Source organism: Gluconobacter sp. Dm-44, from assembly GCF_018256175.1.
GTDB classification, from domain to species: Bacteria; Pseudomonadota; Alphaproteobacteria; order Acetobacterales; family Acetobacteraceae; genus Gluconobacter; species Gluconobacter cadivus.
The window spans coordinates 206,661-231,804 of record NZ_JAERLZ010000003.1; the positions used below are offsets into that span (position 1 = coordinate 206,661).

The window sequence follows — 25,144 nt, forward strand, 5'->3', positions numbered from 1 at the left end:
GTTTGTCACGGGGCGGCCGTGGCGGAATGGTAGACGCGCAAGCTTGAGGTGCTTGTGGGGGCAACCCCGTGGAAGTTCGAGTCTTCTCGGCCGCACCACTGACATTCACATGTCGGTGTATCAAATTAAAAATCATGGATCTCCTGAATATTACTCTCCCTCAAGGGGAGCAGGTTTTATTAAGGTTCTGATAGTCTGTGCCATCTTATTGCCAGACTATTAAGACAGGGGTATTCCTCTAATGTCTTTGAAGAGCGTCTGGGCTTCCGTTCGGCAGTCGGGCGTCATCTCGTATGATGTGTGAGGTTTCGTGATCAAACCACTGAAAAAAGCTGTTCTTCCTGTTGCCGGTCTTGGTACGCGGTTTCTGCCCGCAACAAAGGCCATGCCGAAGGAAATGCTTCCTGTCGTCGACAAGCCGCTGATTCAGTACGCGATCGACGAAGCTCGCGAAGCCGGGATCGAAGAATTCTGTCTGGTCACCGGACGTGGCAAAGACAGCCTGATCGATTATTTCGATATTGCTTATGAGCTTGAGGCAACGCTCAAGGAGCGCGGCAAGAAGAGCGCGCTTGAAGCGTTGGCTCCCAGCAGTGTGCAGGCTGGATCTCTTGTGGCCGTGCGTCAGCAGGAGCCGCTGGGCCTCGGACATGCGATCTGGTGCGCCCGTTCCTTCATTGGCGATGATCCGTTTGCGATCCTGCTGCCGGACGATATCGTCAAGGGGCGCAGCTGCATTGGCCAGCTGGTCGAAGCTTACAACAAGACCGGTGGTAATGTCGTGGCTGTGTCGGAAGTTCCGCCCGAGCATACGAACCGGTACGGCATTCTTGACGTTGGTAGCGACGATGGAAAGCTGGTTGAAGTGAAGGGTCTGGTTGAAAAGCCTGCTCCGGAAGACGCGCCGTCGAACCTGTCCATTATCGGCCGCTATGTTCTGACGCCAGATGTTATGAAGTATCTGGCGAAGCTTGAGCGTGGTGCAGGCAACGAAGTCCAGCTTACGGACGCAATGGCCAAGACGATCGGTGAAGTGCCGTTCCATGGCCTGCGTTATGAAGGCACGCGCTTTGACTGCGGCGACAAGGCCGGCTTCCTTGAGGCCCAGCTTGCCTTCTCGATTGATCGCGAAGATCTCGGGGCGTCGGTCAAGGCGTTCCTCAAGAAGTACAAGCAGTACACAGACGCCCCCTGATCCCGGTCAGGTACGATTCTGATCTGCTCTGCCTGCAAGGTTTTTTACCTTTCAGGTAGAGCAGCTAAAGACCATATCCGCTCAGATCCTGCGACGAGGAGTCTGGCAAGCATGTCAGTAGGCGGGCCGTTTCAATCTTTTCTTGAGCCAGGTCAGATTGTTCTGCATCCCGATTACCCGGACTGGGGATGGGGGCAGGTTCAGTCTGCTATCGGTGAACGGGTGACGGTCAATTTTCAGCATCAGGGCAAAGTCCTGATCGATGCATCCCGTATTACGCTCCGACTTCTGCCGAAACCCCGGTAATGCGGACAGGCCGTCGTATAGCTCGCGCGCTCCTCAACACACTTTTGCCTCCCGTCTGTGCGGCCTGTGGCACAGAAGTCATGACGGAGGGGGCTTTTTGTAGCACCTGCTTTCAGACGGCACACCGGATCGTCTCTCCGCAATGTGATCGTTGTGGTGTTCCTCTGGAAAATGAGGGGCTTGGAGGTACGCAGAACTGCTGTGCTGCCTGTCATGCCCATCCGCCGGTCTGGCGTTCTGCCCGGGCCGCATTCGTTTATGATGGTTGGTCCCGACGCCTCATCCTGCCACTGAAATATTCCGATCATACCGAAAATGCGGCCGTTCTGGCACGGCATATGGCTGTTGCGGCTGAAGATCTGCTGGAGAAAGTAACGCTTGTCGTGCCGGTGCCACTATATCGCACCCGATTATGGAAGCGGCGTTACAATCAGGCCGGTTTGATGGCGCAGGGTGTGGCACGGCTTGCCGGATTGCCATGTATGGTAGATGCCCTTCAACGTGTTCGCTCGACAAAGGCTCTGGCCCGTCTGTCCGCCGGAGAGCGCGAAGAGGAGATGACACAGGCAATCCGGATCAGAAAAGGGCGGGACGCCTGCATAAGAGGGCAGGCTGTTTTGCTGGTGGATGATGTGCTGACGACAGGCTCCACGGCGACGGCCTGTACATTGGCTCTGATGCAGGCCGGGGCGGCAAGTGTGGATATTTTGGTTGCAGCCCGGACCGGGAGAGTGGATGAACAGAACCCGCGCTTTGTCCAGGAATGAGAATCCTATGCCGAAAATCGAGATTTTTACCCAGCCTGGATGCCCTTACTGTGTGCATGCCGTCAGTCTTCTGCGCTCCAAGGGCGTGACGTTTCAGGAAATCAACGCCCCGCACGGATCCGCCGAACGCGAGGACTCCATTCGTCGTTCGGGACGTCGCACGGTGCCTCAGACGTTTGTTGACGGGGAGGCGCTCGGGGGCTGCGACGACCTGATGGCCCTTGATCGCGCCGGGCGGCTTGATGCCCTGCTGGGCACCGTCTGAATGCGCTGTGCGGGCTTTTTCGCGGCTTTCCTGATGACTGTGCTGTCACTTTCATGTGTTCGGGCCCAGTCTCCTGCTCCGGATGATGCTCTTCCGCAGAACATTCCCGAACAGGGCCTGTGGCTGTCGGAAGGGCACGATGGGTTGTTTTCGATCCAGCCCTGCGGGCATGCTCTCTGTGGTCAACTGATTGGCATGGCTTACGACGGGGAAATGCCAAAAGACGTCTGGGGACGTTCGCAATGCGGTATCCGTATGCTGACAGACTTTGTCCCAATCGAGGATCGCAAGTGGCAGGGCCATATTCTTGATCCGAGAACCGGACGGGTCTATCAGGCGCGGATATGGGTTTCCCAACCCAATGTTCTGAAGCTGCGCGGATTCGTTCTGGGAATGCCTCTTCTGGGCGAAACCCAGACCTGGAGCCGCTACACCGGTCCGCCAGTCGGACCACAATGCAAGCTACCGAAAGACGTGCACTAGGTCTGTTGTCGCGAAACCGGCATCATGGCCCGGACGTTATCGTCACCCTATCGAAAGGAATGCAGACCCATCATGTCCCACCCTGTTTCCCGCCGCAGTTTTGCGGCCGGACTGGTTGCCGGTGTTGCGGCTGCCGGTACTGGTATTGCTGGTGCCGCCGATCCTGAGAAGGAGGTCCCGACGCCACCTCCGCCACCGAAGCAGGTTTCCAAAACGATCTGCTTTGTCGGCGGATATACGAAACACGGCCCCCCGGGCGGCGGAACCGGAAACGGGCAGGGCATTGCCGTTTTCGATATGGACCGTGATACGGGCGTTCTGACGCCGATCACGACGTTCACCGATATCGCCAGCCCGTCCTTCCTGACGATCTCGAAAGACCAGCGCTTCCTCTACGCGCTGAGCGAAATCGACGATTTCAACAAGAATGGTGACGGGTCCGTCACGGCATTTGCCATCGACCCCAAAACCGGTTCACTGCGCAAGCTGAATGTCGTCAGTTCGATGGGTGCTGTTCCGGCATATGTGAGCATCCACCATTCAGGCCGCTATGTGCTGGTGGCCAATTATGTTGGTGGCAATGTGGCGGTTCTGCCCATCCGCTCGGACGGATCTCTGGGCGAAGCATCGGACGTGGTTCACAACACAGGCCCGCGCCAACCGGAGCGCGCTGCGGACAATCCGCAGGGTAATTTTGCCGTTTCCGATCATTCGGGCTCGCACCCGCACATGATTCATTCCGATCCAAGCGGAAAATTCGTACTGGCCGATGATGCGGGTCTGGACCGGGTGTATGTCTGGACGCTGAACCTCGACACGGGCAAGCTGATCCCGGCTAAGACGCCATATTACGACATGGAGCCGGGGTCGGCACCGCGCCACTTCCAGTTCAATCATTCCGGTCGGATTCTGTACAATCTGTGCGAACAGGATTCGAAGGTCGTTGTTTCCAATTTCGATCCGGTTACCGGCGCGATCAGCAATATCCAGACCGTCAGCACCGTCACATCGCATTTCCGTGGCTCGACGCTGGCGGCGGAAATCCTGATCTCGGCCAGCGGCAAGTTCGTTTATGTGTCCAACCGATTGGGTGATTCGCTGGCCGTGTTCGCCATCGGTACCGATGGAACACTTACACTTCAGGACGAAGTCTGGATGCACGCGGACTATGGCCGTGCCCTGATGTTCGATCCGTCCGGAACGTTCCTGTTCTGCGCCAACCAGCGTTCGGATGCCGTGACTTCGTTCCGGGTGGACAAAAAGACGGGCGAAATTGCGTTTACGAACAATTTCACGCCCGTCGGAAGTCCGACGACCTTCGCGTTCATGAACACGCAGGCCTGATCAGCCCTTTCTGCGATTAAGGCGCTTGCGGCGGATGATCCCGCTGCAAGCGCCTTTTTTGTTCAGTCCTTGCGGAAAATCGCGATGTAGTTGATGCCGGTGTCGCGGCTTTCGCGCCATTTGAACGGCACATAGCTCATGCCCGCGATGTCCAGCATCCGCAGACCGGCCTGTCGGGCCATGGCGGCCAGTTCGTCGGGTTTGATGAACTTCTTCCAGTCATGCGTGCCCACAGGCAGCATCCGCAGCAGATATTCCGCACCGAGTTTGGCGACAGCGAAAGAGCGTGGCGTGCGGTTCAGCGTGGACACAGCAACCATACCGCCCGGCTTCGTCAGCGTAGCCAGCATGAGCAGAAACTCCTGCGGATCATTGACATGTTCGATGACTTCAAGCGCATTGACGACGTCGAACCGCGCCCCTTCCGCGACAAGGTCTTCCGCACTGCCATTGCGATAGGACAGGGGGGCAGCTTCGGGAGAGAGGGGATGCTGAGCCAGATGTGCTTCGGCTGCCCGGATCCCGGCGGCGCTGGCATCGATTCCGAGTGTTTCAAACCCGAGTTTGGCATAGGCCTCGCTGGCCAGACCCGCGCCGCAGCCGATATCGAGCAGGCTTAGAGGTCCGGCGGAAGCGGCGCGCAGAGGAGCGACATGCCGGCTGACCCATTCGGTTCGTAAGGGGTTCATGGCATGAAGCGGGGCCATAGGGCCGCGCGGATTCCACCAGTCTTCTGCCAGAGCGCTGAAATGGGCAATTTCGGATTCCGAAACGGATGAACGTCTGAAATCCTGTCCCGGAGATGTTTCTGTGGGCATCAGAACTGTCCTTCTGTGTGCCTGTCTGCCGTGCGTCATCTGGACGTGGCGGAGCGAGACGAGTATGTGGACCGGCAGAGTCTGTTCAGGCGCCGGGTGTTTTGCGGTACCCGATGCCAGACCCGAGCGCGCAACGCCAGACACGTACTGGAGCCTTATCCGCGATGTCCATGCCCGATACTCCCGTCCACGACCAGCTTTCCGGTCGTGCCGATCCTCATGCCGCCATGACTGGCGAAATTGGGAAACGGAAGACGGTTGTCATGAAATTCGGCGGTACATCCGTCGGAAATATCGAGCGTATCCGGAACGTTGCGAAACGCGTGAAGGCGGAACATGACCGCGGCCGCCGCGTGGCGGTTGTTGTGTCGGCGATGGCGGGTGTGACGAACCGGATGGTCGGATATTGTGCGGAACTCGACCCGCTGGCCGATCCGAAGGAATATGATGCCGTGGTGGCGGCGGGCGAGCAGGTGACAAGCGGGCTTGTCTCCATCGCGCTTCAGGCGCTTGGCGTGAAAGCGCGGTCGTTTCAGGGCTGGCAGATCCCGCTTGTGACGGATGACGCCCACGGCAAAGCCGCTATCGAGAGCGTGGACGGCACGGCGCTGCTGGCCTGTCTGGACGATGGGATCGTGCCGGTTGTCGCAGGCTTTCAGGGCGTAGGGCCTGATGGACGGATCGCAACGCTGGGACGAGGCGGATCGGATACCTCCGCCGTGGCCGTTGCGGCTGCCATCCATGCCGATCAGTGTGATATTTATACCGACGTGGACGGGATCTACACGACCGATCCGCGCATCGTGAAACGCGCAAAGAAGCTGGATCGCATCACTTACGAAGAGATGCTTGAACTGGCTTCCGTAGGCGCCAAGGTACTTCAGACCCGCAGTGTCGGCCTCGCCATGCGTGAGAATGTCCGGGTGCGGGTACTGTCATCGTTCGCGGAAACGGATGATGACAGTGGTTCGATTGTTGTTGATGAGGACGAGATCATGGAGAAGGAACTGGTTGCGGGAATTGCCAACTCGCATGACGAAGCGAAAATCTCCGTGCGGAATATTCCGGACCGTCCGGGCATCGCTGCCGCGATTTTCGATCCGCTGGCTGCTGCGAACATCAATGTCGACATGATCGTCCAGAGCGTTGGCGTGGACAATCTGACGAACATGACCTTCACGGTCAGCAAAGCCGACGAGGCCGCTGCCCGCTCTGTGCTGGAGAAGGCCCGCGAATACGTCCAGTATGGCGAGCTGATCACGTCCCATAACGTGGTGAAGATCAGTGTCGTGGGCATCGGCATGCGCTCGAACGCCGGTCTGGCCGCGCGGATGTTCCGCACGCTGGCCGATCGCGGCATCAACGTGCAGGTCATCTCCACGAGCGAGATCAAGATCTCGGTGCTGATCGATTCCGAATATACTGAACTGGCCATGCGCGCACTGCACACGGCTTATGGCCTTGATGCCAAAGAGGAAGCCGACGCGTGAGCGAAACCCTGATCGAAACCCTGATCGAGACCCCGAGCGCGGCTCTGGACGCCCGCGCGACGCTGGACCGGCTGTGGAAGCCGGGCTGTGACTTCCTTGGAAGTGAAGTTGCGATCCTCGGCGGGGCCATGTCCTGGGTTAGCGAGCGGCATCTCGTCTCGGCCATTTCCAACGCCGGTGGGTTTGGTGTCATCGCCTGTGGCGCGATGTCTCCCGGGCGTCTGGAAGAGGAAATCGTTGCCACACAGGCGATGACGAAGCGTCCGTTTGGCGTCAACCTCATCACCATGCACCCCGAACTGGACCGACTGGTGGATGTGTGTCTGGCGCACAACGTCTCTCACATCGTGCTTGCAGGCGGCGTGCCGAACAGTGCCACGATCCGCAAGGTCCGCGATGGGGGAGCGCGGGCGATCGGTTTTGCGCCTGCTCTGGCTCTGGGCAAGCGGCTGGTGCGCATGGGCATTGAGGCTCTCGTGATCGAAGGCTCGGAAGCCGGTGGTCATGTCGGGCCGGTGTCGCTGACGGTTCTGGCGCAGGAAATCCTGCCCCATATCCGCGATGTGCCGGTGTTTGTGGCTGGTGGTCTTGGACGTGGTGATGCCGTCCTGTCCTATCTGGAGCAGGGCGCCGCGGGTGCGCAGCTCGGAACGCTGTTTGCGGCATCCGAAGAGAGCATCGCGCATGAAAATTTCAAGAAGGCTTTCCTGCGCGCCAACGCCCGTGATGCCGTGACGACTGTCCAGCTTGACGAGCTCTTCCCGGTCATTCCGGTTCGGGGCCTGTCGAATGAAGGTGGCCGTCGATACGCACGTCTTCAGGGCGAAGCACTTCAGAAGTTCCAGAGCGGCGAACTGACCAAGGAAGAAGCGCAGCTCTCGATTGAGCATTACTGGGCTGGTGCGCTGCGTCGTGCTGTTATCGAAGGTGACGTGGAAACGGGTTCCGTCATGGCCGGTCAGTCCGTCGGCATGGTCAAGGAAATCCGTCCGGTCGCCGATATTCTTGCGACGCTGGTGCAGCAGGCCGTTGATGCCATAAAGCAGCGTGAAAACCGTATTCACGCTGCCAGCTAACGGATCATCCGGTCATGTCCTCTCCGTCCTCCAGCCGCCCGTTCTCGCAGTCTTCTGACCAGCCCAGTGTTGGAAAGGTGCTGCGCGAGCGTCGCGAGGAACTGGGATGGCGGCTGGAAGATGTGGCGGAATGGCTGCGAATCCGCCCGAAGCTTCTGGCAGCGCTTGAAGCGGACGATCTTTCGGGGCTGCCGGGTGTGGCTTATGCCGTCGGCTTCCTGCGGACTTACGCACATGCCATGCAGCTTGATGCGGACGCACTGGTCGAGCGCTTCCGGCGCGATACGCGTGGCGCCGTAACACGCAAGACGGAGCTGGTTTTCCCGCAACCCGAAGGAGATCGGGGGCTGCCGGTCGGCGTGCTGGTCGGCGCCGGGTTGGTGGTCGTCGCTGTGGCCTATGTCGGCTGGTACCGTTTTACGGCACACGACACCCCGGCGCAGCGTCAGATTCCAGCCGTGGCAGAACTGATGCCGGGCGCGGCAACTCCTGCCACGACCTCCCCACAGGTCGCCTCTGTCATGCCCGGACGCGCACCCACGCCCGAGCCTCATGCTCCGGTCGTTGCGTCGCCTACTCCTGCTGGGCCGCCAACAGTTTCCAGCCCTGTGCAGACGGCTGCGGCCCCGCAAAATCCGCCTGCGTCTGCACCGGAACAGGCTGTACCAGCGGCTCCGTCTTCTGATGAAGATGATGCACCTGTCCCAACGCCCCCGACTGAGACCGTCGCGCCTGAAAAAATCCCGACACCCGGACAACCTGCCACGGATCTGCCCCCGGCTGTTCCAGAAGGGGCTGTCGTCGTGCGGGCGCTGTCGCACGTCTGGGCGCAGGTTCGTGACAAGGACGGGCACGTCCTGATGTCGCGCGTCATGCAGCCGGGCGAAAGCTGGCAGGGCGATCCCGCGGGTGCTCCGTTTCACATGTCGTTCGGGAATGCAGGCGGTGTGGTCCTGACCACGGCGGGGGCGACCAGTGCGCCTCTGGGCCGGGAAGGGCAGGTCCGTCGCAATGTCGAGGTGACAGCCGATGCCATCCGTTCCGGCTCATTCGGATCGGGTGTGGCGCTTCCGGTTCAGCCCAGTGCCCTCCCATCACCAACCGCCACGGACGCAACGGCTGTCGTGCCGCCTGTGGCCGCAAAACCGTCTCCGGCACCCGTTCCGCACAAAACCCCACCGCCGGAGCATGACGTTTCGGCCGATGATCTGAATGCCCGGCAGCTTGAACATCAGCCGCTGGAACAATCGTCGCCACCGCATTAAACCCTTATATCCGTCAGGGGGGCTCAGTGCTCCGAAAATACAGCCCCCTGCGTTAGAGCTTCCGGTTTCCACCGGGCACGAAGAGGTAAATCATGAGCAGCTACCGTCCGTATCAGCACATCGAACGTCGCAAGTCGCGCCAGATCCATGTCGGCAAGGTCGCGGTCGGTGGTGATGCCCCGATTTCCGTGCAGACCATGACCAACACCCTGACGTCGGACGCACAGGCCACGATCGACCAGATCCGCCTGTCCGAACTGGCTGGCGTGGACATCGTCCGCGTCTCCTGTCCGGATGAGGCCAGCACCGAGGCTCTTGCAGAAATCGTTCGTGAAGTGAACGTCCCCATCGTTGCGGACATCCACTTCCACTATAAGCGCGCCATTGAGGCCGCCAAGGCCGGTGCTGCGTGCCTGCGAATTAATCCGGGCAATATCGGCAGCGCCGAGCGTGTGCGGGAAGTCGTGAACGCCGCCAAGGATTATGGCTGCTCCATCCGCATCGGCGTGAATGCCGGTTCGCTGGAAAAGCACCTGCTTGAAAAATATGGTGAGCCCAATCCCGAAGCTCTGGTCGAGAGCGCTCTGGAGCACGCGAAGATCCTTCAGGATCACGATTTTCACGAGTTCAAAATCAGCGTGAAGGCATCCGACGTGTTCATGGCGGTTGCGGCCTATCAGCAGCTTGCGGATTGCTGTGACCACCCGCTGCATATCGGCATCACCGAGGCAGGCTCCAAGCGTGCGGGCACCGTGAAGTCGTCTATCGGTCTGGGCAATCTGCTCTGGGCTGGCGTGGGTGACACGATGCGTGTGTCGCTCTCGGCTGCTCCGGAAGAGGAAGTGCTGGTCGGCTGGGATATCCTGAAGTCCCTCGGCCTGCGTCATCGCGGTGTGAAGATCATTTCCTGCCCGTCCTGTGCCCGTCAGGGCTTCAATGTCGTCGAGACGGTCCAGACGCTGGAAGATCGCCTCCAGCACATCAAGACGCCGCTGACGCTGTCCATCATCGGCTGCGTGGTGAATGGCCCCGGTGAGGCATTGATGACCGATCTCGGCGTGACCGGTGGCGGCAATGGCCGTCACATGGTCTATGCGGCCGGTCGTCAGGACCACACGATGCCGGGTGGCGACATGATCGAGCATATTGTGGACCTCGTGGAAAAGAAGGTCGCAGACATTGAGGCGGGTAAGGTCGAGGCCTCCACGGCCAAGCAGATGGACCCGGCAGCGCACTGATGTCCGGACTTCAGCCCCCTCGCGGGACACACGACCTTATTGGCGACACGATGCGTCGCCACCACCATGTCGTGGAGACGGCGCGCCGGGTTCTGCGGACTTATGGGTTCGAGGAATGGAGCACGCCCATCTTCGAGGACACGCGCGTCTTTTCGCGCACGCTCGGCGAGACGTCCGATGTCGTGTCCAAGGAGATGTATACGTTCGAGGATCGCGGCGGTGAGAGTATCACCCTGCGACCCGAAGGCACGGCGGCGATCTGCCGCGCGCTGGTTACGAACGGTCTGACGCAGTCCCTGCCGCAGAAGGTGTTCTATCACGGGCCGATGTTCCGCTACGAACGCCCGCAGAAGGGACGCTACCGCCAGTTCCACCAGATCGGTGCAGAACTGATCGGCGCGGAAAGTCCGCTGCGGGACGCTGAGACGATCGCCATGGCGCAGGACATCCTGCGCGAACTGGGTCTGGGCGATCACGTCACGCTGGAACTCAACACGCTTGGTGATCTGGCCAGCCGTCAGGCATGGCGTGAGGCTCTGGTCGCCTATTTCCGCGATCATGCCGATGCGCTGTCGGAAGAGAGCCGGGTCCGGCTTGAAGCCAATCCGCTGCGGATTCTGGACAGCAAGTCGGAGCAGGACCGCAAACTGCTCGACGACGCCCCGGCATTCGCGGACTATCTGAACGATGAATCCCGCCAGTTCTGGGACACGCTCCGCTCCAGCCTTCAGGCATTCGGCGTGGACTTCGTTGAAAACCCGCGCATCGTCCGCGGCCTTGATTACTACAGCCATACAGCGTTCGAGTTTGTGACCTCGAAGCTCGGGGCTCAGGGCACCGTGCTGGCCGGTGGCCGGTATGAAGGGCTGGTCGAGCAGATGGGCGGTCCGGCCATCCCGGCGATCGGCTGGGCTGGCGGGATTGAGCGTCTGGCAATGCTGCTGGACAGCGCACCGGAGCTTCCGGCGGGCATTACGCTGGTGCCCATGGGCGATCCGGCTGTTCTCAAGGCTGCGTCCATTGCACGCGCGCTGCGTTCTGCGGGATTGAGGGCCGAAATCGAAACGCGCGGCAATCTGAAAAAACGGATGGAGCGCGTGGTGAAGTCCGGCGCGTCTCATGCGATTGTTCTGGGCGACGAGGAAATCGCCAAGGATGTCGTGCAGCTTCGGGATCTGTCCAGCCGCGAGCAGCAGGAAGTTCCGGTCACGGATCTGGTGCGTCTTCTGAGCGCAGGACGCGCCTGAGCGTATGGCGTTTGACGACAGGCTTGAGCGAATTGTCGCGCGTTCAGAGGAAGTTCAGGCCCTGATGTCTTCCGGCGATCTGACGGGTGAGGATTTCACCCGTCTGTCGCAGGAATATGCCGAACTGGAGCCGGTGGTCGCATCCATTCAGGCCTGGAAAAGTGCCGAGGAACAGAAAGCCGGGGCGCAGGCCCTGCTCGATGACCCGGAAATGCGTGAACTGGCGCAGATGGAACTGGCGGAGATCGAGGCGACCCTGCCCGATCTCCAGCATGCGCTCCGTCTGGCACTCCTGCCGAAAGATGCGGCGGATGAGCGCAGCGCCATTCTTGAAATCCGACCTGCCGCTGGCGGCGACGAGGCTGGTTTGTTCGCCGCGGAACTCTTCGATGCCTATCGCCGCTTTTCGGAACAGAATGGCTGGCGTTTCGAAGTCATGGAATATTCCGAAAATGAAGTCGCAGGCCTGAAGGAAGGCATGGCGACCATTTCAGGCCGCTCGGTCTTCGCGCGTCTGAAATACGAATCCGGCGTGCACCGCGTGCAGCGCGTTCCGGCGACCGAAAGTCAGGGTCGCATCCATACCTCGACCGTGACCGTTGCTGTGTTGCCGGAAGCCGAAGAGGTCGATGTCACGATCAATGACGATGATCTGCGGATTGACGTTTATCGGGCATCCGGTGCGGGTGGTCAGCACGTCAACAAGACTGAAAGTGCAGTCCGCATTACGCATATGCCCAGCGGGATCGTGGTGGCGATGCAGGAAGAGAAAAGCCAGCACAAGAACAAGGCCAAAGCTTTGAAGATCCTGCGCGCGCGGCTTTACGAACGCGAGCGTGCACAGCTTCATGCTACCCGGGCAGCAGACCGGAAATCACAAGTCGGGACGGGGGATCGTTCGGAGCGCATCCGGACCTATAATTTTCCGCAGGGTCGCGTGACGGACCACAGGATCAATCTGACGCTCTACAAGATCGACCGGATCATGAGCGGTGAATTCGACGAGATCATCGACGCCCTGACCCGGGAAGAACAGACGGAACTGCTCGCTGCCGCAGGCTTTTAAGCTTCAGGTGTTGGGTGTGGCACAAACGGCAGCGCGGCCATGCCGATGGGTTGCGACAGCGGCATCGTCGTAATCGACCAGAAAGAAGTCCGTGAAATTGTTGCTGCCCACGGCGTCGAGGGAATGGCCTTCAGGATGGTGGAGCTGGCCCTCGCTGCTCACCTGATGGGTTTCCTGATGGCCATTCCGTACAATGGTGATTTCTCCGCACAGGGCGTAATCCACATCGGAACGGCCAACCGGAAGCACGATGGTCTGCGTCTCATGGGCCTTGGACAGCCCGAGTCTGAATGTTGCAACCAGATTGCCATCCAGATACAGGCGCGAGACTTCCGAAATTTCTTCGGGCGCACGCTCGTCCGTTACCGTAAAGGACGGGGGCAGTTCCCTGGACAGGTCTGACTGCGCCTGAACGGGGGTGAGGGTGCAGCCAAGCATCAGGGCGGAAAAGAGGAATGCACGTTTGGACGTCATGACACCAACTATAGCAGGTTCGCTTTGAAGATGATGGCCAAAGATGATCTTTTGCGCGAGGCCTCACAGGCACTGGAACGGGTCGGAATCGAAGATGCGCGTCGCGAAGCGCGGCTTCTGCTGTGCTGGGCGACAGGACGGGATTTGGGAGGGCTGCTGTCTCTGGATGGCGTGGATGACGTCCAGCAGACACGATTCGCAGAGGCCCTGACCCGCAGACTGAATCGGGAGCCTCTGGCGTTCATCACGGGCGAGACGGGTTTCTGGACACTGGATATGGAGACGGGGCGCGACACGCTGATCCCCCGTGCCGACAGCGAGGCCTTGATCGAAGCGTTGCTGGATATCCACCCTGATCGGGATGCACCGCTGTCCATTCTGGATCTGGGCACGGGAACGGGTTGTCTGCTGCTCGCCGCCCTGTCGGAATACCCGCAGGCAACAGGCGTAGGCGTCGATTTATCTCCTCAGGCGGCAGCTCTGGCGCGACGCAATTCTGTTCGTACCGGGCTTGGGCCACGGAGCGTTTTTTTCGCCGGAAGCTGGGCGGAAGCCCTGAATGCCCGGTTCGATATCGTGCTCTCTAATCCGCCTTATATCGAGACCGGTGATCTGTCGGATCTGATGCCCGAAGTTGTGCGCTATGAACCCGCGCGGGCTCTTGACGGCGGGGCAGACGGGCTTGAGGCGTATCGTATTCTGTGTGCCGCCCTGCCGGATCTGCTGGTGCCGGGAGGACATGCCATCTTTGAGATGGGGATCGGGCAGATCAACGACGTGTCCGAACTGGGAGGGCAGAATGGTCTGCAGGACGTGGGGCGTCGAAAAGATCTGGGGGGGGTGGAAAGAGCGCTGGTTTTGCATTTGCCCGGATAAGAAGACAGACAATGGCGTGAGATAACGAAAAACCGTTGGCTTGACTGACGGAACTTGGTATGGCTAAAGCCAATGCATACGAATTTGAAGGTGTTTTACAGACACTCTCAGGCGTATCTTTGCCCATCGTTCACGTCATTCTGCACTGACGATGGAAGACTGGCTGAGCCGGGTTCAGCCATAGCGGAACAGACAGACGTCTTTTTCGATAGCGGCGGTCGGAACTTTCTGTGCTTGCAGAACGGTCCACGTCATCATGAAAGTGCATCACGGGTCGATGAATATGAAGCGCATAAGAGGCCGGCATCATCGTGCGGGCAGTGGGCCGTCACGTAGCAGTAGCAATGCCCAGACACCTCTGAACCGCAACCATGTGTTTGACAGTAACGGGCCTGATCTCAGGGTCCGCGGTACGGCGCAGCAGCTATTCGAGAAGTATCTCCAGCTTGGCCGCGACGCAACCGGAACTGGCGACCGCATTCTTGCAGAAGCCTATTTCCAGCATGCGGAGCATTATTTCCGTATTCTCAACGCCATGAATCAGGCCGCTGAGAAAAGCCAGCAGGAACGTAACGAGCGCCAGCAGCAGCGGCAGCGAGCTTACGAAGACCGTCGTGAGGCACGCGGTGAGCGTGGTGAAGACGAGGCCCCGTCATCCGAGCAGGAAGGCGACTATGCTTCGGAGCGTTCCTCCGATGAAGATCATGATCGTCGTGCGGCGGAAGTCGAAGCAGAATAAGACGTTCTGTCTTCAGCGCCTCAAAAAGACCGGCCCGTAAGGAGCCGGTTTTTTTGTACCTCAGACGCGTCCTACAAAGCGGTCTGGCAGGCGCCAGAGTTCTGTCCCGCTCAGATGCAGATCAAGACGGTACAGGTCGTTCAGGCGCGTCTGGGTGCTATCCTCGACCTGCTGTCGCCAGTGCATGAGGCGCGCGTCCCGATTGTCGAGCGTGCTTTCCGTTCTGGGTAGTCCTGCCATTCCAAGCAGCATATTTTCCCAGTCCGCATTGTCGAGGCGCTGATGACGTCCAACGTCTTCCGAGACCCAGGGCTGCCTGCGGGTCCGCTCCAGCCGCGCCAGACCCGAACCCAGATCAGCATAACGCAGATGGAACAGGAAAAGAGGAGCGGCGAGGCTGGGAACCGCTTCTTCGCAGCAGTGGAAACCCGGAGCCCAGGTGATGGGAATGCGGGTGAGAACCGGTTTGCACATCGCGCTCGAAAAGCGGAGATGGCGGCGCTGTAAAGAGACGGGACGGCTGTAGTCGAACGGGCCTTCCTCATCCGGACGGTGGATGACGTCAAAGCCTGTCGCCGTGACCACGGGGCTTCGGTTCAGCAGCGCGAATTCAGTCAGGGAAGGGAAGAAAGCGGGGTCCGCGAGGAGGATTTCGTCCACATCCGTATAGATGACGCTATCATACCATTCGAGCAGACTGTCACAGAATTTTCCGACCGCCCGGGTGCGGCGTTCGTCGTCTTGGGGAGAGCGGGGAATTCGAACGACATTCACCTGTCCAAGATGCGTCGTACACCCGTCATCTGACCCGTGATCGATGATGTAACAGGCGCTTTCCCCAACCTGTGCGCCATAATGACGCCGCCAGACCTGAAGATGCTCCGGTTCATTATAAACCATGGTCACGACGGCGAGGGGCTTTTTAATCATGTCCCGCAGACTACAGGAAATGACCCCACGCAGCAGCGTCTGGATCAGGAAAAAACGAATTTTTCGGGAAAAGAATGGTAGCGGTGGACGGATTTGAACCGCCGACCAAGGGATTATGATTCCCCTGCTCTACCACTGAGCTACACCGCCATCCTGCCGGTTGAACCGGCGTTGTGGCGGGGTTTTAAGGGGGATCTTTCCGGGTGTCAACACGTTAGGTTCAGGAAAATGCGGCATAAAATAAGATGTTTTTTACGGGTCGCATTCCTGCGGCTGCCCGTGGCATTTGAGGTATCAGGGTTTTCCAATCAATCCGGCCTTCAGGGCTTTTCCAGTTTCTCACGATGCAAGGAGTCTTTCGTCTGGTGATGCAGCACTTTGTCAGCACCCTGTTTGCCATAAGATCCTATTTCACCTGGCTTCCGGCATCCGTCGTTTCGGTGCTGATGCTTGTGGTAGTGGGGGTGCTGGCGTTCTATTGCGGCAATCTTGTCACGACACAGCTTCTGAAAATCCCCGGATCGCGCAAGGCCGCGTTGATCCGGCGCATCGTTTCGTCCCTGCGCAGGCCGACGCGGCTGATGGTCGCCCTGCTGGCCATGCTGTCGGCGCTCCCGGCTGCAACAGGCTTCACGGCGGCACAGGAAGATAACTTTCAGCTCTTTTTGCTGTTTCTGCTGATCCTGACCTTCGGTTTCTCGGCGATCATGGTCTTCCGGATCATGACGGAGGTCTATCTCAACCGCCTCGCATCGCGGGAGCAGACCGACGACATCATGATCCGCTCGCACCAGACGCAGATCCGCGTCCTGCGGCGGCTGACGGAGATTCTGGTGGGGATTGTGACGGTAGCATCGGCCCTGATGCTGTTCCCGTCCGTCAAGCAGTACGGACTGTCACTGTTCGCCTCAGCGGGTGCGGCGTCCCTGATCGTCGGCCTGTCAGCACGGGGGCTTCTGACGAACCTGATCGCAGGCGTACAGATTGCGCTTACGCAGCCGATCCGCATGGAAGATCTGATCATCATCAATGGTGACTGGTGCTGGGTGGAAGAAATCAACGCGACTTATGTGGTGCTGCGTGTCTGGGACTGGAGGCGGCATATCGTGCCGATCTCGTATTTTCTGGAGAACCAGTTCGAGAACTGGACGCATAATTCCGCGGCCATCATCGGCGTGGTGTTCCTGTGGGTCGATTATCAGGCGCCGATGGATAAGATCCGCGAGATGCTGAATGAGATCGTGCGGGGCTGCCCGTTGTGGGACGGGCGTGTGTTCGACGTGCAGGTGGCCGACTGCAACGCGCATGTCATGTCCATCCGTATCATCGCCAGCGCACGTACGGCGCTTCAGAGCTGGGATCTGCGGTGCGATATCCGCGAAAAAATCATCGCCCGGATCCGCGATGAATGCCCCGAAGCACTCCCGCGTTCGCGTTTTTCCATGATGCCTTCCGGTCCGGGCGGGCAGGACCCATGGGAGCAGATGGCGCCCCCGATCGGACGCCCGCCACCGGGAAGTTATATGGGGCCCGGAATGAGCAGTGCGTCGATGTCGTCAGACTAAAGGTAGTCCCGGGCGCATTTTTGAGTGTCTGCGGCCGTAGAAGACGTATGTTGCGACGCCCAGAACCAGATAGGTCACCAGAAGGACCAATGGCACCGGATTGCCGCTTCTGACGGCGCTGACCATGTCTGAAACCAGCGGGATGGTCATCACCAGACAGAACAGGATGCCCAGCGCAGGTGTCGTACCGATCCAGAACCCGCGGATACGGATACCGCCCAGCGGGACACTGAAGGGGCGAACAATGTCCGGGCGCGTGTTGCGCTGCCAGATCACGGTGAAGCACACAATTCCGAACGCAGCCGCCGTTCCGATGGACACGAGGTCGCTGATGATGTCGATCGGCAGTGTCGCGGTGATTAGGGCAACAACAAGGCCAAGCACGATCGTGCCGATCCACGGCGTGCGGAGCTGAGGATGGATGACGGAAAAGATCTGCGGGATCAGGCCGTCGCGGCTGATGGTCAGCAGAACGCGGGACTGGGCATACATCAGTCCCATCAGTACCGAGCACAGACCGATCGTGGCCCCAACATTGACCAGCAGCGCCAGCCAGGGCGTGTGCATGATCTTCACGGCAATTGCGAGCGGATCCGGTACGTCCAGTTCACGATAGGGTACGATCCCGAGCAGGACCGTGGCGACGATCATATAGACGACCGTGCAGATCAGCAGACTTCCGATAATGCCGATCGGCACGTCACGCGTGGGATTGCGGGCCTCGGCAGAAGCGGTGGAAACAGCTTCAAACCCGACATAGGCAAAGAAAATGACCGAGGCCGCACGAAAGATGCCGCGCACGCCATAATGAAACCCACCTTCGCTGGGGGGAATGAACGGATGCCAGTTTGCCGGATTGATGGCACCGATCCCAAACGCCACGAAGACGAACAGAACGCCGACCTTGAGCGCCACGATCATGGTGTTGACGCGGGCTGATTCCTCAATGCCGCGCACGAGCAGGGCCGTGACGAGAAGCGTTGCTACGAAGCCGATCAGGTCGAAGCGCCATCCTGCGCTGATCTGCGCTCCAGCCGTGCCTGCAACGGGTTGAAGTGTGGCATGGGTCAAAGCCGCAGGAATATGAAAGCCGGTGATGCCCAGAAGGGAGCTGGCATAGCCTGAAAGACCGGCGGCAACGGCAGAACACGAGATGCCGTATTCCAGAAGCAGCAGCCAGCCGACCATCCAGGCCACTTTTTCGCCCATTGAGATATAGGCATAGGAATAGGCCGATCCCGATACAGGGAGCGTCGAAGACAGTTCGCCATAGGAAAACGCGGTGAACAGGCAGGCGAGGGCGGCAATGACGAAAGAGATCAGAACGGACGGACCGGCATATTCGGCCGCCGCCGTGCCGGTCATGACATAGATGCCAGCGCCGATCGTGGACCCGACGCCAAGAATGACCAGTTGGGTCGCCGTCAGGCTGCGCTTGAGGCCGTTCGTATCGTTTTCGAACAGGACCTGTTCAAGGGTCTTCCGGCGACCTGATCCGGAAACGTCAGGAGGAGATTGTATCGATGCTGGCATGATCCGTAATGTGCCGCGAAAAACGGCGGCTGGGAAGTTCAGAGAAGAATGACGGCAGCGGAAAACGCCCCGGCCACAATGCAGTAGACACCAAAGGGTGTGAGCGCCCAGCCGTCATGGTTGCGGAAGAAACGCAGCATGAGGAGCGAGCAGATCAGTGCGGTGATTCCGGCGACGATGGCACCTGCGACGCACTGCACCATGACATCATGGGAGATCGTCATGTGGCGCATCTGCCAGGCTTCACGGACCGTGGCAGCCAGCACGATGGGCTGGGCCATCAGCAGGGAGAAGCGCGCGGCCGTTTCGTGGTCCAGACCCCGCAGAAGACCGCCATTCATGGTGGCACCGGAGCGGGACAGGCCGGGCAGAAGGGCAAGGCACTGCCAGATGCCGATGATGGCGGCGTCTTTTGGAGCGAGTGTCGAAATGGGTCGATGGTCGCGCTGGCCTTTCTGGCGGCGGAGCCACTCAGTCGCCATCAGCAGGAAGCCATTGAGGATCAGGAAACCCGCGACAGCGATGGGGGAGCCGAAAACATTCCGCAGACGATGCTCCAGAAGCCAGCCGACCAGTACGGCGGGAATGGTGGCGATGACGAGGAGCAGGAAGACCCGAATCGCATCCATCTGGGCGTGGCGACCATGACGGCCCATCATTCCGGTCAGAATAGCCACCCAGTCCTTCCAGAACACACCTGCCAGTGCGACCAGTGTTCCGACATGCAGCATGGTCAGGAACGGCAGGAACGTCGGTGCGTGCTCATCCAGATCCCAGTGCAGAAGCGCAGGAAGCAGAACGGCATGACCAAGGCTGCTTACCGGAAAGGGTTCGGTAATTCCCTGGACGACGGCGAGAATGAGGGCTTGGAGAAGCGTCATGGAGCCTGTCTCGGTGAAAGCCTTCGTTTACAAAGGCGGAAAAGAGATCACTTGCCCGATGGTTACAATCGACGCAACCACGGATGTAGCCTTGACCGGTCGGTCATGGGAGGACTAACTCCCGATCTGTTCAAGATTTTCGGGAAGGCGAGGCTGGCATGCAGTCAACATTGAGCGGCCGCGGGGGCGCCATCCTGGCCAGTGGTCTGGTGCTGGCAATTGCCGGAACATTCCTCGCTTACGGCAATGCCCTGCGCAAGGGACCGGATTTTCAGGGCTCGGTCCTGCACGCCGCCTTCAATTCCGCGAACGGACTTCATACGGGTGCGAATGTCGATCTCGCAGGTGTTCCGGTGGGGCGCGTCGTGTCCATTAAGCTCGACCCCAGAACGCAGATGGCAGATGTTGCCTTTACGGTGGACCAGCGTCTGCATCTTCCGGTGGATACGGCTGTGGGAATCGGTGCCCCGACCATGACGGCGGACAACGCCCTGCAGATCCAGCCGGGTCATTCCCGCACGACGCTCTCCAGCGAAGGCAAGATCACCGATACGCAGGATCAGCTCTCTCTGGAGCAGCAGGTCAGCAATTATATTTTCGGTGGTGGCAAGCTGGGCCAGTAAGACCCGCTTTCGTCAGTCGTTCAGAGGATAGGACGCCAGCAGGCGACGCTGTTTGCGCCAGGAATGCAGCATCGAGAACGCGCCGGACGTTTTCCAGCCCCGCGCCCGATTGGCGGCACCGATCAGGAACGTCTGGCGGTAATGAGAGAACTGGGCGCGATAGGCTTCCCAGAGCGTCGTCCGCCGGTCCCAGATATGGGTGGCTTCTGAGCCGACACCGTTGATTTCGATAATCCGGAAATTCTCACCACGACGCAGGTCCTCGATGGAGGCGGCCTTCACGTCTACGCGCCCAAAATGGAAGTCCGGGATGTCCTGCATAATGGCATCCAGACGAGCCGTCAGCGCATCCGTGGTATCGGCGCGCCCATCCCGGAAGACGGAGCCCTTGCAGTGATTGCCTGCAAAAACCAGTGACATCTCCTCGCCCTTGGCAAGGACGTTCTTTTCCCGCCCCGCCAGACGCGGCAGGTAGATCTGCGGAACGAGGCTCATGCGTGCGTCGCTTAGGATCAGTTCCTCGATCGTTGACACGCCATCGCCCGTCAGGACCGGTGCTTCCTTGTAAGTGATGGAGGTAATGCGCCCACGCGCCTCGTCGGGATGGCGGATGTAGAACAGTCCGGCCTCGACGGGATAGGTGATGAGTTCCTGAACCAGCATGTCCACATCGTCGGGAAACTGCGGCAGAACCGTTTCAAGCTGTTCGCGGGACTGGACGAGCTTCACACCCGTGCCGTTGCAGCCGATATCGGGCTTGATGACGACGGGAAAGGACAGGTCCTTGCGCGTCATGGCATCCAGAGCGCGATGGTCCGCGCCTTTGCCGCTGCGGAAGACGGCATAGGGCGCGATAAAGGACTGCGCCGTGGCGCCCCCCATGTCGAGAATGGACGACTTGCTCTCACCACATAGACCACCCGTTTCAATGCGCGGATTGGCGGCAGTGGAGATGCTGAGATCGCGGTATTTGATCCCCATGACGATCCAGTACAGGACGATGGGCGTGTAGAAGATGGAACCGGGCCAGAATTCAAAAAGGGAAAGCGGGTTCTGGTCGGCTTCTGACTTGGACATTGCTGTTATTTGCTCACGGTCTGGAGACGGGCGATCAGATGCCCGACGACGACGATACACAGGACAAACCCCGCCAGTCCGGCCCAGCGCCAGCCGCCCTGATGGGCAAGAAGCCAGCCGCCGACCCGCATGGCGAGCAGGAAAAGACATGTCGTCCACACCAGCGTAGCCAGAACTGCGGTCAGGGCAAAGCGCAGGAACGGCGCGTGGAAAAAACCGCAGGCGGTATAAAGCGGAAGCCTTGCGCCGGGTACGAAACGGGAGATGGCGACGATGCGGATGACATTCGTACTGAACCAGTCCTGCGTGCGTTCGCGCTTGGGCAGCGTCAGAAAGCGCCTGAGATAAGGCCAGCGCGCACCCGCAGCTCCAAGGCCGTACAGGCCAAGATCTCCGACCGCCACGCCGAAATAAAGTGCGCCCAGAGCCAGCGGAATACTGACCTCGCCCGCGCGTGCCGCGATGGCGGAGAGCACCGTGGCTACGTCTTCAAGAATGAAGGTGCCCACAATAATGGTGGCCGCCTTCAGCCATGCTGGCTGCGAGGCCATGGCGGGGCCGATGGCGATCATGAGTGGGGGGAGTCCATGAACATTCAGTCGCCGGTTTCGCATGCCAGCGCGCCAACCACAATCTTGCCGTGCCATATTTCGGCGCGAATGCTCTGCGAGAGTGCCGACAGAGTTCTGGCGAGGCTGGCGGTCCGGGCTGCGGATTGCTAGCGTGTACCCTATCATTTCTCCCTGTAAGGGACTGGTCCTGACCGTGCTTCAAAGACGTCATCTGCTTGCTACCCTGACCTCCGTTGCCGGTTCCGCCGCAGTGGGGCTTTCCTCTGCCAAAGCGCAGGCTGCCGCCCAGACACCAGCGCAGAGTTACGCCGCTTTTCTCGACAGTGTGAGGACGCAGGCTCTGGCACAGGGGATCGCGCCGTCGATCGTCTCACAGGCGCTCGCCCTGACCCGCACTCCCAATGCCTCCGTTCTCAAACTGGACCGCCATCAGCCGGAGTTCACCCTGACCTGGGCGCAGTATCGCGATCGCGTCCTGCCGGAGTCGCGTTTTGCGAAGGGGCGGAGCGTCTATGCCGCCCAACAGTCCGTGATGTCTCCCGTAAGCGCACGCTTCGGATGTGACGACCGTGCCGTTATGGGAATCTGGGGCCTCGAGTCGGGTTTTGGCGCGCATGACGGGACGTATTCCGTCATCGATGCACTCGCGACGCTGGCCTATGACGGACGACGCTCGGCATTTTTCCGTAACGAGCTCATGAAAGCGCTCCAGATCCTCAATGACGGCGATATCGCCCCTGCGGCCATGATCGGCAGTTATGCCGGAGCGATGGGGCAGGCGCAGTTCATGCCCAGCGCCTATCTGCGCTATGCGGCGGACGGCGACGGAGACGGCAAGCGCAATATCTGGACGTCCGAAGCAGACGTGTTCGCGTCCATCGCCAATTATCTCGGTAAGTCCGGCTGGCAGGTCAATGAACCGTGGGGACAGGAAATCATCCTCACCAGAGCGCTCGACAAAAACGAAACCGGTCGGACCCGTCAGCGGACACTGGGGGAATGGATGGCACTGGGTGTGCGCCGGGCAGACGGGACGGCGTTCTCGCGCCGGGACGTGAAGGGCGCTGTCGTGCAGCCCGATGGTCCGGGAACGCAGGCTTTCATGGTCTATCACAACTTCAACGTAATCCGCCGGTACAACCCGTCGGACTATTATGCGCTGGGCGTCGGGCTTCTGGGGACGGGCATTGTTTCTGCGTAATTGCGGGGCCGTTCTCGCCCTTCTGCCGGTTCTGGGAGCCTGTCACCGCGACGAACCTGCGCCTGTTGCGCATCCGCATTACGAACTGGGTGCTGCGTGGCATGGTGCACAGGGATGGTTCTATCCCAGTGAGCAGTTTGATTATCGCATGACAGGTCTGGCCACGCGCCAGAAAGCGCCTGCTTCCGGGCTGAGCGCTGACGGGGAAATCTGGTCCGCAGAAGGCATGACGGGCGCGCATCAGACGCTCCAGCTCCCGGCGATCGTCAGCGTCCGCAATCTGCTAAATGGGCGGATCGTGCGTATCCGGCTGACGGATCGTGGGCCGGAGGGGCAGGGACGCATCATCGCACTCTCTCCGAAAGCGGCCGATCTGCTGGGCATGACCGCCGATACACCCGTTGAGGTGATTGAAGATGAAGTGGCCAGCCGCACACTGGCGGAAGGGCTGGGGGGAAGACCGGTCGCGCAAAGCATTTCTGCCGCACCAGTGGGCGAAGTGCGCGAAACATCGCTCAGTGACGGGTCTTCGCATGTCTATGGTAACGACTCGTCCGCGACGACAGCATCCGTGGGCGTTGGGCCGCTGCCTGCGACATGGATGCAGGGCAGTCCGGGGCCATCGGGGCCGTATGTCGTGATGGGAATATTTTCCGGCCATGCGGCAGCGGCAGGTGTTGCCCTGCGCTGTAACGGTACGGTTCTGCACGCCTCCGAAGGCGCGGGACTTGAGTGGCGCGTTCTTGGTGGACCCTATGCCGACATCGCACAGGCCGATGCGGCACTGGACCACACCCGCCTGTGCGGGGTAGAGGGCGCGCGGATCATTGTGGAATGACGGCCCGTTGTCTGAAGGCCGTGGAACTGGGGACGAACGTGCGGACTAGACGCTCTCTTTTCGGTGGGGTGGCAGGCATTGCGGCCTGTGCTTCTTTTGCGGGACCCCTGAAGGCGTTTGCCCGCCCGCACCACCATGCGGCCCACGCTGCGAAAGCTGCTGCGGCCCCTGCGGCAGAGGCTCCGGCTGGAACGCCCGCGAACACGCCGATTGGCCCGTTCGATACCGTGGCGCGCTGGGCCTATGTTGTCGATTACGACACGGGCGCCGTCCTGCTCGACAAGGCGTCTGACGAGCGTATGGCACCGTCCTCGCTCACGAAGATGATGACGGCCTATATCGTGTTCGGCATGCTGGCGACGGGCCGTATCCGTCTGGAACAGAGCCTTCCGGTCAGTGAGAAAGCCTGGCGCACACAGGGCTCCAAGATGTTCGTGCCGCTGGGCCAGAGCGTTCTGGTGTCCGACCTCATTCAGGGCATGCTGATCCAGTCCGGCAATGATGCCTGTATCGTACTCGCCGAAGGCATCGCCGGGTCTGAAGAACGCTTCGTCGCGATGATGAACGAGGAAGCACCGAAGCTCGGCATGATGAACTCGCACTTCCTCAACGTGACGGGCCTTCCGGCGGACGGGCACTACATGACGGCCCGTGATGTCGCGACCGTGGCCTCGCATCTGATCCGTGATTTCCCGCAGTATTACCATTATTTCGGCGAACTTGAGTTCACCTACAACCACATCCGTCAGGGCAACCGGAACGTGCTGGTCGACAAGGGCCTCGCTGACGGTTTGAAGACCGGTCATACCGATGCGGGCGGTTTTGGTCTCTGTGCCAGTTCCAAGCGCAACGGGAACCGCGTCATCGTCGTCATCAACGGCACGGCGTCGAGCAACGAGCGCGCCCATGAAGGCGAGCGTCTGATGTCCTGGGCGTTTGCGAATTTCGAGAACGCCACGCTGTTCCGTCGCGGGCAGGTCGTGGATTCCGCCCCCGTATGGATGGGCGAACGCCGTCAGGTTCCGCTGGTTGCAGGGGCCGATATCGTCATGACTCTGCCCGTCGGCTGGCAGCAGCGTTCGCATATCGCTGTAGATTATGCTTCGCCGGTCATCGCACCGGTGACGAAGGGGCAGGTTTGTGGCGCGCTCGTGATTTCCGCCCCGAACATGGCCGATATCCGCGTCCCGCTTGAAGCTGGCGAATCGGTTGCGAAACTTGGACTGGTCGCCCGCGCCATGACGCGTCTGGGCCACGGCCCCGCGCAGTAAGGGC

Annotated in this window: 26 protein-coding genes and 2 tRNA genes; 20 read left to right on the forward strand and 8 right to left on the reverse strand. The window is 60.1% G+C overall.

The window, feature by feature from the left end; all coding sequences use genetic code 11:
- Positions 1–12 precede the first annotated feature (12 nt).
- From JK213_RS06220 to JK213_RS06250, 7 genes are all read left to right on the forward strand, one after another.
- Positions 13–98 (forward strand) — tRNA-Leu (locus JK213_RS06220).
- A gap of 212 nt (positions 99–310) precedes the next feature.
- Positions 311–1,195: a UTP--glucose-1-phosphate uridylyltransferase GalU gene (gene galU / locus JK213_RS06225; protein ID WP_194262058.1), complete on the forward strand. Its 885-nt coding sequence runs from the start codon at positions 311–313 to the stop codon at positions 1,193–1,195.
- A 111-nt stretch (positions 1,196–1,306) separates the two neighbouring features.
- Positions 1,307–1,501, forward strand: a complete 195-nt coding sequence (locus JK213_RS06230; RefSeq protein ID WP_194262057.1) for a DUF3553 domain-containing protein — start codon at positions 1,307–1,309, stop codon at positions 1,499–1,501.
- On the forward strand, positions 1,501–2,268 hold the full coding sequence (locus JK213_RS06235; RefSeq protein ID WP_228125430.1) for a ComF family protein: 768 nt from the start codon (positions 1,501–1,503) through the stop codon (positions 2,266–2,268). The genes JK213_RS06230 and JK213_RS06235 overlap by 1 nt, the downstream gene beginning before the upstream one ends.
- Positions 2,269–2,275: 7 nt before the next feature.
- Positions 2,276–2,533: a glutaredoxin 3 gene (gene grxC / locus JK213_RS06240; RefSeq protein ID WP_194262056.1), complete on the forward strand. Its 258-nt coding sequence runs from the start codon at positions 2,276–2,278 to the stop codon at positions 2,531–2,533.
- Positions 2,534–2,566: 33 nt separating this feature from the next.
- The gene (locus JK213_RS06245; RefSeq protein WP_228125429.1) at positions 2,567–3,016 is read left to right on the forward strand and encodes a DUF2147 domain-containing protein; all 450 of its coding nucleotides are present in this window, start codon (positions 2,567–2,569) and stop codon (positions 3,014–3,016) included.
- 72 nt (positions 3,017–3,088) lie between these two features.
- Positions 3,089–4,360 carry a lactonase family protein gene (locus JK213_RS06250; protein ID WP_194262054.1) on the forward strand — a complete coding sequence of 424 codons (1,272 nt, stop codon included), beginning with the start codon at positions 3,089–3,091 and terminating at the stop codon, positions 4,358–4,360.
- 62 nt (positions 4,361–4,422) lie between these two features.
- Here JK213_RS06250 and ubiG read toward each other — a convergent pair whose 3' ends face one another.
- Positions 4,423–5,178, reverse strand: a complete 756-nt coding sequence (ubiG, locus tag JK213_RS06255) for a bifunctional 2-polyprenyl-6-hydroxyphenol methylase/3-demethylubiquinol 3-O-methyltransferase UbiG (RefSeq protein WP_194262053.1) — start codon at positions 5,176–5,178, stop codon at positions 4,423–4,425.
- Between the two features lie 164 nt (positions 5,179–5,342).
- Here ubiG and JK213_RS06260 point away from each other — a divergent pair, with 164 nt between their 5' ends.
- From JK213_RS06260 to prfA, 6 genes are all read left to right on the forward strand, one after another.
- Complete coding sequence (locus tag JK213_RS06260) at positions 5,343–6,668, forward strand: aspartate kinase (RefSeq protein WP_194262052.1); 1,326 nt, start codon at positions 5,343–5,345, stop codon at positions 6,666–6,668.
- A complete protein-coding gene (locus tag JK213_RS06265) occupies positions 6,665–7,744 on the forward strand; it encodes a nitronate monooxygenase (protein ID WP_194262051.1) in 1,080 nt (359 codons plus the stop codon). Before JK213_RS06260 ends, JK213_RS06265 begins: the two co-directional genes overlap by 4 nt.
- Before the next feature lie 14 nt (positions 7,745–7,758).
- Positions 7,759–9,009, forward strand: a complete 1,251-nt coding sequence (locus JK213_RS06270; protein ID WP_194262050.1) for a helix-turn-helix domain-containing protein — start codon at positions 7,759–7,761, stop codon at positions 9,007–9,009.
- A gap of 92 nt (positions 9,010–9,101) precedes the next feature.
- Positions 9,102–10,247, forward strand: coding sequence for a flavodoxin-dependent (E)-4-hydroxy-3-methylbut-2-enyl-diphosphate synthase (gene ispG, locus JK213_RS06275; RefSeq protein ID WP_062031453.1), 1,146 nt, complete (start codon positions 9,102–9,104; stop codon positions 10,245–10,247).
- The gene (gene hisS / locus JK213_RS06280) at positions 10,247–11,494 is read left to right on the forward strand and encodes a histidine--tRNA ligase (protein WP_194262049.1); all 1,248 of its coding nucleotides are present in this window, start codon (positions 10,247–10,249) and stop codon (positions 11,492–11,494) included. The genes ispG and hisS overlap by 1 nt, the downstream gene beginning before the upstream one ends.
- A gap of 4 nt (positions 11,495–11,498) precedes the next feature.
- On the forward strand, positions 11,499–12,560 hold the full coding sequence (gene prfA / locus JK213_RS06285) for a peptide chain release factor 1 (RefSeq protein WP_099286407.1): 1,062 nt from the start codon (positions 11,499–11,501) through the stop codon (positions 12,558–12,560).
- A 3-nt stretch (positions 12,561–12,563) separates the two neighbouring features.
- On the opposite strand, the gene JK213_RS06290 is transcribed toward prfA, so the two are convergent.
- Positions 12,564–13,034, reverse strand: a complete 471-nt coding sequence (locus JK213_RS06290; RefSeq protein WP_194262048.1) for a hypothetical protein — start codon at positions 13,032–13,034, stop codon at positions 12,564–12,566.
- A 30-nt stretch (positions 13,035–13,064) separates the two neighbouring features.
- Between JK213_RS06290 and prmC the strand changes: the two genes are divergently transcribed.
- Positions 13,065–13,910 carry a peptide chain release factor N(5)-glutamine methyltransferase gene (gene prmC / locus JK213_RS06295; protein ID WP_194262047.1) on the forward strand — a complete coding sequence of 282 codons (846 nt, stop codon included), beginning with the start codon at positions 13,065–13,067 and terminating at the stop codon, positions 13,908–13,910.
- 277 nt (positions 13,911–14,187) lie between these two features.
- Complete coding sequence (locus JK213_RS06300) at positions 14,188–14,649, forward strand: DUF4167 domain-containing protein (protein ID WP_228125447.1); 462 nt, start codon at positions 14,188–14,190, stop codon at positions 14,647–14,649.
- Positions 14,650–14,709: 60 nt separating this feature from the next.
- Here the strand turns inward: JK213_RS06300 and JK213_RS06305 are convergent, their stop codons facing one another.
- Both JK213_RS06305 and JK213_RS06310 read right to left on the reverse strand, forming a co-directional pair.
- Positions 14,710–15,579 carry a glycosyltransferase family 2 protein gene (locus JK213_RS06305; RefSeq protein WP_194262045.1) on the reverse strand — a complete coding sequence of 290 codons (870 nt, stop codon included), beginning with the start codon at positions 15,577–15,579 and terminating at the stop codon, positions 14,710–14,712.
- 75 nt (positions 15,580–15,654) lie between these two features.
- A tRNA-Met gene (locus JK213_RS06310) sits at positions 15,655–15,729 on the reverse strand.
- Between the two features lie 215 nt (positions 15,730–15,944).
- Here JK213_RS06310 and JK213_RS06315 point away from each other — a divergent pair.
- Complete coding sequence (locus JK213_RS06315) at positions 15,945–17,144, forward strand: mechanosensitive ion channel family protein (protein ID WP_194262044.1); 1,200 nt, start codon at positions 15,945–15,947, stop codon at positions 17,142–17,144.
- Here the strand turns inward: JK213_RS06315 and JK213_RS06320 are convergent.
- Positions 17,136–18,677 carry an APC family permease gene (locus tag JK213_RS06320; protein WP_194262043.1) on the reverse strand — a complete coding sequence of 514 codons (1,542 nt, stop codon included), beginning with the start codon at positions 18,675–18,677 and terminating at the stop codon, positions 17,136–17,138. The two genes, JK213_RS06315 and JK213_RS06320, sit on opposite strands and share 9 nt — an antisense overlap.
- Before the next feature lie 38 nt (positions 18,678–18,715).
- Positions 18,716–19,558 carry an undecaprenyl-diphosphate phosphatase gene (locus JK213_RS06325; protein WP_194262042.1) on the reverse strand — a complete coding sequence of 281 codons (843 nt, stop codon included), beginning with the start codon at positions 19,556–19,558 and terminating at the stop codon, positions 18,716–18,718.
- 158 nt (positions 19,559–19,716) lie between these two features.
- On the opposite strand from JK213_RS06325, the gene JK213_RS06330 reads away from it, so the two are divergent.
- Complete coding sequence (locus JK213_RS06330; RefSeq protein ID WP_099286401.1) at positions 19,717–20,181, forward strand: MlaD family protein; 465 nt, start codon at positions 19,717–19,719, stop codon at positions 20,179–20,181.
- Between the two features lie 12 nt (positions 20,182–20,193).
- Here the strand turns inward: JK213_RS06330 and JK213_RS06335 are convergent, their stop codons facing one another.
- Positions 20,194–21,258 (reverse strand): ATP-grasp domain-containing protein, encoded by a 1,065-nt coding sequence (locus JK213_RS06335; RefSeq protein WP_194262041.1) that lies wholly within the window; start codon positions 21,256–21,258, stop codon positions 20,194–20,196.
- Between the two features lie 5 nt (positions 21,259–21,263).
- Complete coding sequence (locus JK213_RS06340; protein ID WP_194262040.1) at positions 21,264–21,830, reverse strand: DedA family protein; 567 nt, start codon at positions 21,828–21,830, stop codon at positions 21,264–21,266.
- A gap of 193 nt (positions 21,831–22,023) precedes the next feature.
- On the opposite strand from JK213_RS06340, the gene JK213_RS06345 reads away from it, so the two are divergent.
- From JK213_RS06345 to JK213_RS06355, 3 genes are read left to right on the forward strand one after another with little or no spacing between them, the layout of a single operon-like run.
- Positions 22,024–23,031 (forward strand): lytic transglycosylase domain-containing protein, encoded by a 1,008-nt coding sequence (locus tag JK213_RS06345; protein ID WP_194262039.1) that lies wholly within the window; start codon positions 22,024–22,026, stop codon positions 23,029–23,031.
- Entirely contained in the window at positions 22,985–23,869 is an 885-nt protein-coding gene (locus JK213_RS06350; RefSeq protein WP_249200428.1) for a septal ring lytic transglycosylase RlpA family protein, read from the forward strand. The genes JK213_RS06345 and JK213_RS06350 overlap by 47 nt, the downstream gene beginning before the upstream one ends.
- Positions 23,866–25,140, forward strand: a complete 1,275-nt coding sequence (locus JK213_RS06355; protein WP_194262037.1) for a D-alanyl-D-alanine carboxypeptidase family protein — start codon at positions 23,866–23,868, stop codon at positions 25,138–25,140. The genes JK213_RS06350 and JK213_RS06355 overlap by 4 nt, the downstream gene beginning before the upstream one ends.
- Positions 25,141–25,144 lie beyond the last annotated feature (4 nt).